Origin of the sequence: Algoriphagus sp. (assembly GCF_024305035.1) — a bacterium.
Lineage (GTDB): Bacteria > Bacteroidota > Bacteroidia > Cytophagales > Cyclobacteriaceae > Algoriphagus.
This window is the reverse complement of the sequence record NZ_JAMWZB010000003.1, coordinates 22,982-36,493: the sequence shown is the minus strand read 5'-3', so window position 1 is coordinate 36,493 and position 13,512 is coordinate 22,982. Positions and strand designations below refer to the sequence as shown.

Here is a 13,512-nt window from a genome sequence, read left to right as displayed (position 1 = left end):
CTTTATTTCCTGAAATGACAACCTTACTCCCATGAAGAAACAGCGCATCTTTTTCACCGGTGGATCTGGAAAAGCCGGCAAACATGTCATCCCTTACCTGCTTGAGCAAGGACATCGAGTCATGAACGTGGATCTCAAACCGCTTGACCACCCCGGAGTAGATAATTTGATGGCCGATATCACCGACTCCGGACAAATGTTCAATGCCATGAGTTCTTATGCCGGGTTTGATGAACTAGAGCCAGGAACCGGAGTGCCTAAGTTTGATGCAGTGGTCCATTTTGCAGCAGTTGCTCGGATTCTAATCAATCCGGATAACGAGACGTTCCGGGTGAATGCAATCGGAACCTACAATGTAATCGAAGCTGCTGTAAAACTCGGTATCAAAAAAATCATCATCGCTTCTTCGGAAACTACCTATGGGATTTGCTTTTCGGATGGGAAAACTAACCCCAAATACCTTCCACTCGACGAAGAGTACGAAGTAGATCCCATGGATAGCTATGGTCTTTCCAAAGTGGTAAACGAACAAACTGCCCGTGCATTTCAGCGTCGATCCGGAGCTGATATTTATGCATTGCGAATCGGAAATGTCATCGAGCCTCATGAATATCAAACGCTTTTCCCACATTATTTTAAACATCCTGAGGTCAGACGTAGAAATGCTTTCTGCTACATCGATGCCCGTGATTTGGGGCAAATAGTGGATTTATGCATTCAAAAAGATGGATTGGGCTTTGAAATTTTCAATGCCGGAAATGACCATAATGGAGCAATTATTCCCAGCAAAGAATTGGCAGAACGCTTTTTCCCTGGTGTTCCATTAAAATGGGAATTGGAAGAACACGAAGCTTTATTTTCCAATCGAAAAATCCGAAAAGTGCTGGGCTTCAAAGAGCAGCATAATTGGCGAAAGTATGTAAAAATGCCCTTGGAAGAATAAGTCCCTCTTCTGCTCCATGACTTGGAATTTTTTTCAAATCATTTTCACTTTTACAAGCCTCTCTGATCTGAAGCAGCTTCCCATTGGAGCCATTTGAATCCTAGACACAAGCCAAGAATCATTTTCAAATCCAGACACGTTCGAAGAGGATATTTTAGGCAACTTTTTCCATTTGATCCAGAAATCAGCCACAGGAGAACTGATCGATCAAGAAAGAGTCGAGGATTTAGGTTTTCGTCCACCGGGTTTTTTAAAAAGATTTCCGGTTCGCTCCTTGAATCTTATTTAGGAGAAAATGGTCTGATCCTTACGGGCAAAAGATGTTATGGCTTTTTGATCCAATTTAGTTCTTCAAATACCTTCAGTCCTTGTTAAGTTGTCTGTTATTTTATTCACTGTATTCCGACTATCCGATTTGATCCCACTGAAGTGGTAATTTTTCGACAGGGACATTGTTGCATTTCAAAAGACAAGAATACCGATTGTATAAAATTGACACGAGTTGAGCACAAGTAGGAGTGGAGAACCAACATCACCCCACCTTTTTCAAAATTTTCGATTAACTTAAAGCGAATCAAACCAAACCCTGTTTTTTTATGCAACTAGCCATTCATAACTGGATGCGAGCCGAAACGCTGGAAAGTACCCTTCAGCGGATTTCTGCTCTCGGTTATACTCATCTCGAAATTCAAGGAGCTCCAGAAAGCTACAAGAGTAGCGAAGTCAAAGAGCTCTTGGAAAAATATCAAATCCAATGCTGGGGATCAGTCACGCTCATGCTGGAAGAGCGAAACCTACTGGCCAAAGACCCCAATCAACGCAAAAGATCGGTTCAATACGTGCTTGAACTTGCCCAATTGGTAGCTGATTTGGGAGGAAAGGTTATTTCTCTGGTTCCCGGCACCGTAGGCAAAATCATCCCTGATGCCCGCCCGGAAGAGGAGTGGGAATGGGCCGTAGAAGGAGTTCAAGAAATCTATCAATTTACCGAAGCCAATGGGTTGAGAATAGGAATCGAACCTATCAACCGCTTCGAAACCTATTTCATCAACCGAGGTGCACAAGCACTTGCTTTAGCGGAAGCCGTTGGACCGAACTGCGGAGTTTGTTTAGATACCTTTCACATGAATATCGAGGAAGTGGATCTATTTGACACGATGAAGCAAGTAGGTTCACGATTGGTAAACTTCCATGTAGCCGATAATAATCGCATGGCCCCCGGTATGGGCAAACTGGATTGGAAACGAATTATGGACACCTTAAAGGAAATTGAATACGATCAAGTTTTATCGGTCGAATTCTGCCCCCCAATCGATCGTACTCCAGCGAACCCCTACCCTAATTCAATCGATGAAACACCCGAAGGGTTGAGTCCTGAGCAATTGAAATTTTTACAGGACCATGGCAGTACGGCCGTGACGGAAGAATTCTACACCATGCTTACTCAGCAATCCATCGATCAACTCAAACCTTATCTCCAATGAAAATAGCCAATATCGAGGCTTTCTGGCTTCGCTGTCCCATCCCCAAAGAAAAGCAACATCGATCTGATTACGGATTACTAACCAATTTTGACATGACCTTGGTCGTGGTGACCACCGATAACGGCTTGCAAGGATTTGGGGAAGCTAAAGCTGCGGTGGGTTCTTCTGGGTCCTGCGCAAGCATTGTAAGTTGTGTTGAAAATGAATTAAAACCTGCGCTCCTTGGACAAGATGTGAGTCAAATCAACCGGATTTGGGAATTCGTGTATAACGGAACCCGGGACCATTATGCGCTGTCGAGAGGAAGAAAATTCCCTATTTTGGGGAGAAGAGGCCTCACTATTTCGGCTTTGAGTGGAATCGATACCGCCCTTTGGGACCTCAAGGGAAAAGCATTGGGTGTACCGGTAGTGGATCTCTTGGGAGGTAGCTGCCGGGACAAAATGCCCGCTTATGCCAGTGGAGGCTGGGCGGGTGCAGACGCCATCGGAGAACAGCTAAAAAGCTATACCGAAAAAGGTTTTTCTGGTGTAAAAATGCGTGTGGGAGTCATGGACGGTTCTGTGGCAGAAAGCATAAAGCGAGTACGTGCCGCCCGTCAGGCTTTACCCGATCACATCAAATTGATGACCGATGCCCATGGTACTTTCAGTGTACCTGAAGCTAAACAATTTTGTCGGGGAGTGGAAGACTGTAATCTATATTGGTTTGAAGAGCCAATTTCCCCGGATAATCGAATCGGCACTGCCGAGGTGAGATCAAGTACCTATATCCCCATCGCAGCAGGAGAAAGTGAATATACGGCCTTTGATGTGCGGGATATGATAGCAGAGAAAGCTTTGGACGTCATTCAACCAGACTGCGCTATTATCGGAGGGATCACAGAAGCCATGCGGGTGGCCCAGTTGGCCCATACTTATCAACTCGAATTGGCTCCACACTGTTGGGGGTCGGCATTTTCCTTTATGGCCGGCGTGTCGGTAGCTTTTGCTTCCCCCGCTGCCAATGTGATCGAATTTTCTCTTGGAGGCAATCCAATGATGTATGATTTGGTGGAGGAAAAAATTTCCGTGGACGAGCGAGGAATGCTCTCCCAACCTACCCGCCCCGGACTGGGGTTGACTCCGAACTGGGATTTTGTAAACGAATTTAAACAATAATAATCATGGCAAAAGCTATCAACATCAATCATGTCGCCTTGGTGGTTAGCAATTTGGAAGAGGCTTGCGAGTTTTATGAAAAAGAACTCGGGTTGGAAGTGATCCCGGCCTTTCTTTTTGACTATCCCACGGCTTTTTTCAAAATCAACGAAGATCAGCAACTCCACCTAACCGAGTGGGAAGACAGCTTTTCTTTCCGAGGACATCTTTGCTTGCAAGTAGATGACATCAACACCATTTATTGGCGGATGAAAGCGCTGGGAGTAATTGATATCAAACCTTGGGGACATGTACGCCAACTTCCCGATGGACCGATCCAGATGTTTGTTCGAGACCCTTCAGGAAATTTAGTCGAACTCTCTTCTGCGCCAGATGCCGAAATTGATCCAAAAATATTCGAAGATGAGCTTTTCAAACCCGGAATTTATGTTTCTGGAAGAAATGATTTCCGTGGATATAAATCCAAGGACGCCACGCTTTATCATAAAAACAAATGAAGAAAAAAATCCTTCTCTTGGAAACCTTGGCTGAGGAGGCAATGGAACTCTTGGAGTCAGCAGATGAGGTTGAAGTCCTCATGGGATTGGACGAGTCAAGTCTTCAGACTGCTGTAAAATCCAATGACATTGCTGCGATTATTACCCGTGGAAAAGGCCAAGTTCGAGCTAATTTAATGGATCAAATTCCAAGCTTAAAAATCATCGCCCGGGCCGGAGTGGGACTTGACAATATTGACGTGATTGCTGCCAGTAAGCGCGGAATCAAAGTAGTCAATGCTCCAAACAGCAATGCCAACACCATTGCTGAGCACACCATCAGCCTGATGCTCAATCTGCAGCGAAATTTATTTACAGCCTTTACTATGGTCAAAGAAGGACGATGGGACGAGCGCGGAACCTACCAAGGCGATGAACTGCATGGAAAGACGCTTGGGATTTTGGGTATGGGAAATATTGGAAAAAAAGTCGCTCGAATCGCTGAGGTCTTGGGCATGAAGGTGTGTTATTGGAGTGCTTACAAGGAAGCGGTTTCTTACCCTAAACTTTCCCTACAAGAGGTACTCATTAGCTCCGATGTAGTCAGTTTGCATTTGCCTCTTACCCCTGAGACAGAAAACCTGATCAATGATCAGGCTTTAAATCAACTAAAAACCGGAGCTTTGCTGATCAACACGGCAAGAGGAAAAATCATTGATCAGAAGGCTTTGCTCCACGCATTGGATTCTGAAAAATTAGGTGGCTTTGCGGCAGATGTTTTGGCTGTAGAGCCTCCTAAAGCTGAGGACAACCCTTTAATCAGACATCCCAAGACCCTAATCACTGCCCATGTCGGAAGCCTGACCAAGACCACCTATACTCAAATGTGTACGATGACAGTGAAAAATACGCTTGCGATTTTGAGCGGTCAAGAGCCCATGGAAAATTGCATTTTCAACCAAAAAGAATTAACCGAATAAATGCCAACTGCCGATCCTTTTCCCCTCAAAATACGCTGATCATGAAAACACTATCTGCGCTGACTGTTTTACTGTTTTTGCATTCCTGTAGCCCAAAACCTTCAGATAGGGAAACCTCAAAAAATCTGACTGAAAATACTTTTACTACTCCTTTGGGGAAGAAGTTCGCAGTACCTGATCCACCCGAGAAGCTGTTGAAAGCCTATGAAAAAGCAAAATTGGCCTATGAGGCAAATCCTGAGGACCTGGAAGGAATGATTTGGTATGGTCGAAGGGCGGCCTACCTTGGAAAATACAAGGAGGCGATCGAACTATATTCGAAAGGTATTGAAAAGTTCCCCAATGAACCCAAGCTTTATCGTCACCGAGGACATCGATTTATTTCGCTGCGAGAATATGATAAAGCCATCGATGATTTAAAGAAAGCTGCCGAGTTAATTCAAGGAACTGAAAATGAAATTGAGCCGGATGGCATGCCCAATGCGATGAATATTCCCGTCAGCTCACTCCATGGAAATATTTATTATCATTTGGGTTTAGCCTATTATTTAATCCATGATTATCAAAAAGCATACGAGGCTTACCTAAACTGCCGGGAAAGTGGTTCGCATTACGACAATATCGTATCGAGCACACATTGGCTCTATATGATTCAGCAACGATTGGGCAACCCCACGAAAGCCGATTCCCTTTTGGCTCCGATTCATGCTGATTCTACTGTAATTGAAAATCAAAGCTATGCCGATTTATGCAGGCTTTACAAGGGTTGGATCCCTGTGGATTCCCTGATCCGATCCGGTCCTGGAAGTCCATCGAATGATGCGGTTCGATATGGCGTTGCCAATTGGTATTTATACCATGGTGACACCCTTAAAGCCACCCAAATGCTGGAGGAACTCGTGGGTGAAAAAGCCTATACTTCCTTTGGGTATTTGGCTGCAGAAAGTGACTTAATCCATTATTTTGAACACGAGAAAAAAAGAAAATAACCTCAATCCTAATCTTCATTATCATGGCTACTTCCACAGATGACCGCATTAGGTCCATGACTTTTTCATCAGTTTATCCACACTATTTAACTAAGGTAGAAAGAAAAGGTAGAACCAAGGAGGAACTGCATCAAGTCATCGAATGGTTGACTGGATTTGATGAAAAGAAAATATACGAACTCATGGAAAGCCAAGTATCTTTTGCTGAATTCTTTACTCAAGCCAAGCTGAATCCCAATGCGCACTTGATCAAAGGATTGATTTGTGGCTATCGAGTCGAGGAAATCGAAAACCCGCTCAGTCAAAAGGTCCGTTATCTAGATAAACTAGTCGATGAATTAGCCAAGGGGAAGAAGCTAGAGAAAATCCTTAGGACTACCTAAATGGGTAAACTTGGGCTTTGTTTTTCACTGAACCCTCCCACACTATCCCGTGTTCAATTTCCATGATCGATATCAAAATGGGTTCATGTCTAGGGTAATTTCTGACCAAGAAATAAAGAAAATTCTTCCGCTAATTTTGGCGACGGCGATTTTTATGCTGATGCTGGATTCGACGATTCTGAATACCTCGCTTCCTGCCATTGCTGCTGATCTGAATGAATCTCCACTCAATATGCAGAACGCTATCATCAGCTATGTACTGACGGTAGCCCTACTGATGCCAATTAGTGGATTTATGGCTGATCGATTTGGGACCAAAAAAGTATTCATCGCTGCCTTGGTCCTGTTTGCCTTAGGTTCGTTGTTTTGCTCGCTTTCTCAAAGCCTGACTCAATTGGTGATTTCCAGAGTAATTCAAGGCATAGGAGGAAGCATGATGACTCCAGTGGGAAGACTGACCTTAATTAAAACTTTTCCTCGTAATGAGGTAGTCAATGCCATGAATTATGCCATCGTTCCAGCATTGATCGGGCCGATTTTGGGACCTTTGGTGGGAGGCTATTTGGTGGATTACTTGTCTTGGCATTGGATCTTTTTAATCAATTTACCCATTGCATTGATTGGTGTGATCTTAAGCCTATTTTACCTACCTAATTATCACTCAAAATCATCCGGTTTTGACATCAAAGGTTTTCTCATCTTTGCTGCCGCGACGTTTATTTTATCCATTTCCTTGGAACTCTTAGGGAACTCTGTACAGACTACTCCTTTGCTTTTTGGGCTTTTCTTGGGCTTTTTACTCCTTTTTTTCTACTACAGACATGCCCAAAAAAAGGAGGAGCCCATATTTCCTTTGAATTTATTTCAAGTAAGGACTTTTCGAATAGGAATCCTTGGCAATCTGGCCACCCGACTGGGAATCAGCGCCATCCCCCTTCTCCTTCCTCTGATGATACAGATTGGGTATGGACGATCCGCGGTAACTTCAGGCTGGATAGTGGCCCCCATGGCCATCACAGCCATGCTTGGGAAATCTGTAGTGATGAAAATTCTCAACCGAATCGGATACCGAAAAACCTTGATCGCAAACACCTTGATTATCGGCGCGCTTATTTGTCTGCTGGCAATTCCGAGTATTGAAAGCTCCATTTATTGGCACATTCCCATCATTGGCGTTCTGGGTTTTTTTAATTCAATCCAATTCACCTCGATGAATTCCATCGCCATTGCCGACCTTCGGCCCTATCATACCAGTAGTGGGAATTCACTCCTCTCAGTCAATCAACAAATGGCGGTAGGATTTGGAATCGCTTTCGGCTTGGTCGTGCTCAAAATCTTTGAGGGGGATATTCGCTTGATTCAAAACGAAATTCACAATGCCTTTCGCTATACCTTTTTGGTCATTGGGGGGCTTACCATGCTCTCCGCATTGGTTTTTAGAAGATTACATCGTCGGGATGGAGATAATTTAAAATCTCAACAAGGCTAAATTTTCCTAGCCACCATAAATTAAGATAGAAAAATCAACCTACTTTTTTATCTTCAATTACCCAACCTATCCTTTTCTTTTATGAAGAACATCATCAGCTGCATTTTGGTCTTGTTAGTTGCCCTACCAGGCTTTTCCCAAGAAGTCTTTTTTTCGGTGAACCAAGTCGGGTTTCACCCCGGTGACACCAAAAAAGCGGTCATCTTTTCTAGGGAAAAAATTAAGTCCAAAATCCAATTGATGCACCTGCCGGATTCGAGTGCAGCTTTCCTGATGACACCGAAAACATTGGAGGCAGGAGATTGGGGAGATTTTCATTATTACTCTTTGGATTTTTCATCAGTTATAGAATCGGGAGAATATTATTTATGGCATTCGGATTCAAAAAGTTCATCGGAAAAATTTCAGATTTCCGACCAGGCATATCAGGGAATCCAAGAGCACTTACTCAAATTCATGAGACAACAACGCTGTGGATATAATCCTACCCTGGATATGGTCTGCCATCAGCAAGACGGGAGATCTTTCTATGGCCCCATGCCTGACTCTACCTATGTGGATGCCTCAGGAGGCTGGCATGATGCGGGTGACCAATTAAAATACCTGATCACCGGAAGTTATGCCACCGGACATATGCTCATGGCTTACCAACTTTTTCCCGATCAATTCGAAGATCAAGTCAATGCACTCGGACAACCTGCAAAAAATGGAATCCCTGATGTGCTTGACGAAGCCAAATGGGGTTTGGATTGGTTGCTCAAACTGCATCCCGCCCCCGATCAACTCATCCATCAAATCGCTGATGATCGGGATCATAGGGGGTTTAAAATTCCCAATAAAGATAATGCAGATTATGGCTGGGGAGAAAACTCCTACCGGGTAGCTTATTTTGCCACAGGTAAACCCCAAGGCTTGATGCAGTACAAAAGTGAAGCCACCGGTTTGGCCAACTTAGCTGGAAGATCAGCCGCTGCTTTGGCTTTAGGAGCCAGAATTTGGAAGGAGTTTGATGAAATTTATGCTCAAAAATGTCTCCAAGCAGCAAAAACGCTTTATGCTCTCGGTCAGAAAGCGGAAGGATTTCAGCAAGGAAATTCATACGGAGCCCCTTATCGCTACATGGAAGAAACCTGGAATGACGACATGGAGTGGGGAGCTGCGGAGCTTTTCAAAGCCACAGGAGATTCTAGCTATTTGGAGCAGGCCAAAGACTATGCCGTGGCCAGTTCCAATGCGGACTCCTGGACTGTACGCGATTCGGCCGCTCATTATCAACTTTATCCATTTATAAATTTGGGGCACTTTTCCTTGCACGAAGTGGTGGATGAAACCTTCAAAAAAACGTTGGAGGAATATTATAAAGAAGGAATTGAATACACCCTTTCCAAGTCAAAAAGCAGCCCTTTTGAGGTAGGTATTCCTTTCATTTGGTGTTCAAATAACCTCATGACTTCTCTAGCTACTCAATTGATTCTTTATGAAAAAATGAGTGGAGATCAGACTTTCCATCCCTATTTACTTGCGCAACGAGATTGGTTATTTGGTAAAAATCCCTGGGGCACGAGCATGTTTACCGGAATTCCCGAATGGGGAGATTATCCTGTTTATGTTCATACAGCCCCTTATGTTCTGCTGAATTTAGAAATTCCGGGGGGCTTAGTGGATGGTCCAATATTTAGAACCATTCATTCCAATTTGCTTGGACTTACACTCGAAAGACCTGACGACTATCTGGGAAGACAAAACCCATTTATCGTTTATCATGATGCGGTGGGCGATTACAGCACCAATGAACCTACCATGGATGGAACAGCTGGGTCCATCCTGATGATGAGCTATTTTTCTCACAAGAAATAGCTTCTAATTTACCCATAAATTGGGTCCCCCTTTTGATCTACTTTTGCTTCTTGCTAATGGTATTACCCTTCAACACTAATCTACTAAGGTGAAGACCATCTGGCGAAACTTCCAGCCAGTTTCATCTCCATTTCCCGCTCCTGAAGTTTGCTTAAATATCAATCCAATTAGATCCTGTTCCGGATCAGCAAAGTATTGCGTATTGAAATACCCACCCCAATCAAACGTGCCCAAACTACCCAATCCTCCCATTTGAACTCCCTTTTCATCCACCAAACCAAAGGCTAATCCATAATCTTTTCCTCCTTCACCGAGAAAATCACCAACTTGATTGGTCATTATGGTTTTAATTGTATGTGGACTGAGAATTCGGTTCCCATTATAAATTCCTCCATTCAAGTACATTTGAAGAAATTTCGCGTAATCCTCAGTTGTGCTCGAAAGGCCAGCTCCACCAGAAAAAAATCGCTTTGCTCCTTTTTTCGGATAGTCAGGATCATAAAATGTAATTGGAAATGCAACCCACTCCCCCGCTTGGTGAGTATGCACCGCAACTAATCTATCATCTTGATTATCATTGAGATAAAATCGAGTATCCTTCATTTCCAAAGGATTAAAAATCCGTGAATTTAAAAACTCATCAAAAGGCATCCCAGAGACTATTTCCACCAGGTAGCCCAACACATCCAATCCCTCGCTATAGGTAAATCGTGCTCCAGGGTCATGGTGAAGGGGAAGTTTAGCCAACCGCTTTACGCTTTCTTCAATGGAAATGTCTTCTGTGGTAAACAAATCAACTACTCTGGCCTTCTGATAGATCATCTTCATTCGCTCATCTCCATCAATTACGCCATACCCCAATCCAGAGGTATGGGTAAGAAGATGTCTGATCGTGATTTCCTTATCTGCAGTTCTTGTCGTATAGGTTGTATCAGAAAAGCGAAAGCCTGTAAGCACTTGAGGCGATTTAAACTCGGGAATAAACTTTGAAATTGGGTCATCCAAACGGAAATGCCCTTCCTCCCATAAAATCATAATTGCGGTGGAAGTGATGGCTTTAGTCTGAGATGCAATCCGAAAAATCGAATTCTTCTCCATTCTCCTTCCATTTTTGACGTCTGCCAATCCTTTGGCTTCGTGGTAAATCACCTTCCCATCTTTCACAATCATAGCCACCAAACCAGGAATTTGACCATCTCGAATGGCTTCATCCAACACAGCATCAATTCGGGAAATTCGGTTTTCATCGATTCCTGAAATGGGCTGCTTATCCGCAACATGAAGCAGTTGAGACCAACTTTTCTCCGGGAAAAGCAAAAAGACAAAAACGAGAAGAAAATAGATTGATTTCATCGGGTATATTGTATTTATTTGGCTAAAATACCCTGAACCAAAACAATACCCTAAATATCCTTAAAAAAGATTTAATTACTTTTTACACGTCCCAAACTGGCTAAAACCAATTCAGCTGTTTTTTGAGAAGCAGATTGATCACCGATTTTTTCTTTGATCCAATCATAACCTTGAAGCATTTGACCTCTATAAACAGGGTCTGAAAGAATCTGTCTCAATTCTAACTCCAGATTATGGACCGAAAAATCCTGCTGAATAAACTCTTTGACAACCAATTTATCCGCAATTAAATTGACTAGAGAAATAAAAGGAACCTTAATCAAATTTTTCGCGATAGCATAGGAAACTGAACTTGTCCGATAGACGACAATCTGAGGCACCCGGAATAAAGCGGTTTCCAAGGTTGCTGTACCGGAAGTGACTACGGCGGCAGTGGCATGGGATAACAGGTCGTAGGTTTGATCAAAAACCACTTTTATCCCTACTTTTTGGGCAGAAAAATACAAACTCGAGTCAAGTGATTTAACCCCTGCGACCACAAATTGTGCATGGGGAAATTTAGAAACCAAATCCACCATTCGGGAAAGCATACCCAAGATTTCTTGCTTCCGACTTCCGGGCAAAAGCGCTATTATCGGTTGATAGCTTAACTCATTTTTTTGAAAGAAGAAATCATGGGGTTTAAACTTCCGAATCTCATCTAAAAGCGGATTGCCCACATAGTGCACCTCTAAATCGAAGCGTGTAAAAAAGTCCGGCTCAAAAGGTAATATGGAATAGATATGATTGGTAAAAGCCTTTAACTTATAGGCCCTTTTTTGATTCCAAGCCCAAACTTTGGGGGGAATGTAATAATGAACGGAAATTTGTTGCTGGGTTGCAAATCGGGCAATTTTCATATTGAAGCCCCCATAGTCCACTAGAATGATGGCATCAGGCTTGTATTGAAGGATATCACTTTTGATTAGATTCAGGTATTTGAGAACCTTACGAAAACCCAAAACCACTTCCAAAAACCCCATCAAAGCCACCTCGGAATAATCTACAGCCAATTCAACTCCTGCTTGTTTAGAATAACTTCCTCCCATACCTCGGAACACCAAATTGGGGCTCCGTTCTTTCAAAGCCAAAATCAAATTGGAAGCGTGTAAATCACCTGAGCGTTCTCCAGAGATGATGTAAATTCTTTTCAAAATTTTATAAGGGTAAATAGTACTACTTAATTGGTTTGCCGAAAAACCTCATCCATACTTGATGCAAAATAAATCTGATTTAGTAAACCTAGCCTTCAATTTACGATTAAAAAAACCACATATTTCACAAATCTTTTGGATTTCCTGTTCAGTAACTAATCCTCAAACAACTGCTTTTTCTAGCTAAGCCCACATTTTAATTCCTCTGCATTAAGACCGATCAAATTCGAGATAAATCGAGGAACCCATCCTTTTACTTCCAAAACTCCAGTAAGTTGCAAACTACCAAAATAAGCGATCCGGGGTATTGGATTAGTAACGGAAAGTTACTATTGAAGGAACAGCCACCTGAAAATCAAGAAGAAACCTATAGTAAGCACTCGAGACAAGTTATCTATCTTTTGATCTAGGAATTTTATAACAAAATCAACTCAATCCATCAATTGACTAAATTTGGTTTAAAATTAGAAAAACGCAGAAAAACTCAAAGATCAACTCACCAGTCAGCCATAGATTTTAATTATTTTCGATACCGAAATAGGTCTCAGATTTCATCTAGCGAGCCTACGGCTCTTGAAAATTAATTTTTCTTCCCACCTAATTCCATTGCGGATGCGGTGCTTTACCGCATGTGCAGATTGCGGATTATATTGGAGCTTGAAGGCTCTTTACATATCCAAATGCATAATACGGGCTAAGTCCTCAAAGGACCGAGTCTCACAGTTTACCATTCACAGCACCATTCTTTCTTGGTACATTCTGCAATAAAAAATGGGAATCAATCCCCAAAATACTCTACAAAATTCCGAGGAGTTTCGTAGAGTGTTAATTTATAAAGCCCCCCATTTGGTGTGATTTCTTTGACAGCAGGCTCCAAAATCTTCCAAAACTCCATAATCAAAATTTCGCAAGATGCCATTTTGCCTTGCATGAAATCCACATCAAGATTGAGATTCTTGTGATCAACTTTGTCGATAACAAGGTTCCTGATCAACATGCTTAATTGTTTGAGATCTACAACAAAGCCGGTTTCCGGATCGGGAAGCCCTTTTACGGTGACGATCAGTTCAAAATTATGTCCATGCCAATTGATATTGGCACAAGGACCAAAGACCTCAAAGTTTTTTTCCTCTGACCAATTGGGGTTCCAAAGCTTATGTGCGGCATTAAAATGCTCTTTCCTGCAAACGTAAATCATCAGCGCT

12 protein-coding genes are annotated in these 13,512 nt (G+C 42.7%); 9 read left to right on the top strand and 3 right to left on the bottom strand.

The genetic code is table 11. The annotated features are described in order from the left end of the window. Positions 1–31 precede the first annotated feature (31 nt). From Q0L00_RS02055 to Q0L00_RS02015, 9 genes are all read left to right on the top strand, one after another. Positions 32–943 carry an NAD(P)-dependent oxidoreductase gene (locus Q0L00_RS02055; RefSeq protein ID WP_297335200.1) on the top strand — a complete coding sequence of 304 codons (912 nt, stop codon included), beginning with the start codon at positions 32–34 and terminating at the stop codon, positions 941–943. Between the two features lie 596 nt (positions 944–1,539). After that, on the top strand, positions 1,540–2,427 hold the full coding sequence (locus Q0L00_RS02050) for a sugar phosphate isomerase/epimerase (protein WP_297335199.1): 888 nt from the start codon (positions 1,540–1,542) through the stop codon (positions 2,425–2,427). Continuing rightward, the gene (locus tag Q0L00_RS02045) at positions 2,424–3,587 is read left to right on the top strand and encodes a mandelate racemase/muconate lactonizing enzyme family protein (RefSeq protein ID WP_297335198.1); all 1,164 of its coding nucleotides are present in this window, start codon (positions 2,424–2,426) and stop codon (positions 3,585–3,587) included. The genes Q0L00_RS02050 and Q0L00_RS02045 overlap by 4 nt, the downstream gene beginning before the upstream one ends. A gap of 5 nt (positions 3,588–3,592) precedes the next feature. Then, positions 3,593–4,084 carry a VOC family protein gene (locus Q0L00_RS02040; protein WP_297335197.1) on the top strand — a complete coding sequence of 164 codons (492 nt, stop codon included), beginning with the start codon at positions 3,593–3,595 and terminating at the stop codon, positions 4,082–4,084. Next, positions 4,081–5,043: a hydroxyacid dehydrogenase gene (locus Q0L00_RS02035; RefSeq protein ID WP_297335196.1), complete on the top strand. Its 963-nt coding sequence runs from the start codon at positions 4,081–4,083 to the stop codon at positions 5,041–5,043. The genes Q0L00_RS02040 and Q0L00_RS02035 overlap by 4 nt, the downstream gene beginning before the upstream one ends. 41 nt (positions 5,044–5,084) lie before the next feature. After that, complete coding sequence (locus Q0L00_RS02030) at positions 5,085–6,032, top strand: tetratricopeptide repeat protein (RefSeq protein ID WP_297335195.1); 948 nt, start codon at positions 5,085–5,087, stop codon at positions 6,030–6,032. A gap of 23 nt (positions 6,033–6,055) precedes the next feature. Continuing rightward, entirely contained in the window at positions 6,056–6,415 is a 360-nt protein-coding gene (locus Q0L00_RS02025; protein ID WP_297335194.1) for a DUF2200 domain-containing protein, read from the top strand. A gap of 85 nt (positions 6,416–6,500) precedes the next feature. Then, positions 6,501–7,904, top strand: a complete 1,404-nt coding sequence (locus tag Q0L00_RS02020) for an MFS transporter (protein WP_297335193.1) — start codon at positions 6,501–6,503, stop codon at positions 7,902–7,904. 81 nt (positions 7,905–7,985) lie between these two features. After that, entirely contained in the window at positions 7,986–9,761 is a 1,776-nt protein-coding gene (locus Q0L00_RS02015; RefSeq protein ID WP_297335192.1) for a glycoside hydrolase family 9 protein, read from the top strand. 75 nt (positions 9,762–9,836) lie between these two features. On the opposite strand, the gene Q0L00_RS02010 is transcribed toward Q0L00_RS02015, so the two are convergent. The 3 genes from Q0L00_RS02010 to Q0L00_RS02000 all read right to left on the bottom strand — a co-directional run bounded on the left by Q0L00_RS02010 (position 9,837) and on the right by Q0L00_RS02000 (position 13,505). After that, positions 9,837–11,114: a serine hydrolase domain-containing protein gene (locus Q0L00_RS02010; protein WP_297335191.1), complete on the bottom strand. Its 1,278-nt coding sequence runs from the start codon at positions 11,112–11,114 to the stop codon at positions 9,837–9,839. Positions 11,115–11,185: 71 nt separating this feature from the next. Next, positions 11,186–12,307: a lipid-A-disaccharide synthase gene (gene lpxB / locus Q0L00_RS02005; protein ID WP_297335190.1), complete on the bottom strand. Its 1,122-nt coding sequence runs from the start codon at positions 12,305–12,307 to the stop codon at positions 11,186–11,188. A gap of 778 nt (positions 12,308–13,085) precedes the next feature. Next, complete coding sequence (locus tag Q0L00_RS02000; RefSeq protein ID WP_297335189.1) at positions 13,086–13,505, bottom strand: 6-carboxytetrahydropterin synthase; 420 nt, start codon at positions 13,503–13,505, stop codon at positions 13,086–13,088. Positions 13,506–13,512: the final 7 nt, after the last annotated feature.

What these genes read in the sequence shown, in the direction of transcription:
- Q0L00_RS02000 (WP_297335189.1), bottom strand. Translation starts at nt 13,505, where the DNA reads ATGATTTACGTTTGCAGGAAAGAGCATTTTAATGCCGCACATAAGCTT.
- Q0L00_RS02050 (WP_297335199.1), top strand. Translation starts at nt 1,540, where the DNA reads ATGCAACTAGCCATTCATAACTGGATGCGAGCCGAAACGCTGGAAAGT.
- Q0L00_RS02015 (WP_297335192.1), top strand. Translation starts at nt 7,986, where the DNA reads ATGAAGAACATCATCAGCTGCATTTTGGTCTTGTTAGTTGCCCTACCA.
- Q0L00_RS02055 (WP_297335200.1), top strand. Translation starts at nt 32, where the DNA reads ATGAAGAAACAGCGCATCTTTTTCACCGGTGGATCTGGAAAAGCCGGC.
- Q0L00_RS02030 (WP_297335195.1), top strand. Translation starts at nt 5,085, where the DNA reads ATGAAAACACTATCTGCGCTGACTGTTTTACTGTTTTTGCATTCCTGT.
- Q0L00_RS02020 (WP_297335193.1), top strand. Translation starts at nt 6,501, where the DNA reads ATGTCTAGGGTAATTTCTGACCAAGAAATAAAGAAAATTCTTCCGCTA.
- Q0L00_RS02025 (WP_297335194.1), top strand. Translation starts at nt 6,056, where the DNA reads ATGGCTACTTCCACAGATGACCGCATTAGGTCCATGACTTTTTCATCA.
- Q0L00_RS02010 (WP_297335191.1), bottom strand. Translation starts at nt 11,114, where the DNA reads ATGAAATCAATCTATTTTCTTCTCGTTTTTGTCTTTTTGCTTTTCCCG.
- Q0L00_RS02035 (WP_297335196.1), top strand. Translation starts at nt 4,081, where the DNA reads ATGAAGAAAAAAATCCTTCTCTTGGAAACCTTGGCTGAGGAGGCAATG.
- Q0L00_RS02045 (WP_297335198.1), top strand. Translation starts at nt 2,424, where the DNA reads ATGAAAATAGCCAATATCGAGGCTTTCTGGCTTCGCTGTCCCATCCCC.
- Q0L00_RS02040 (WP_297335197.1), top strand. Translation starts at nt 3,593, where the DNA reads ATGGCAAAAGCTATCAACATCAATCATGTCGCCTTGGTGGTTAGCAAT.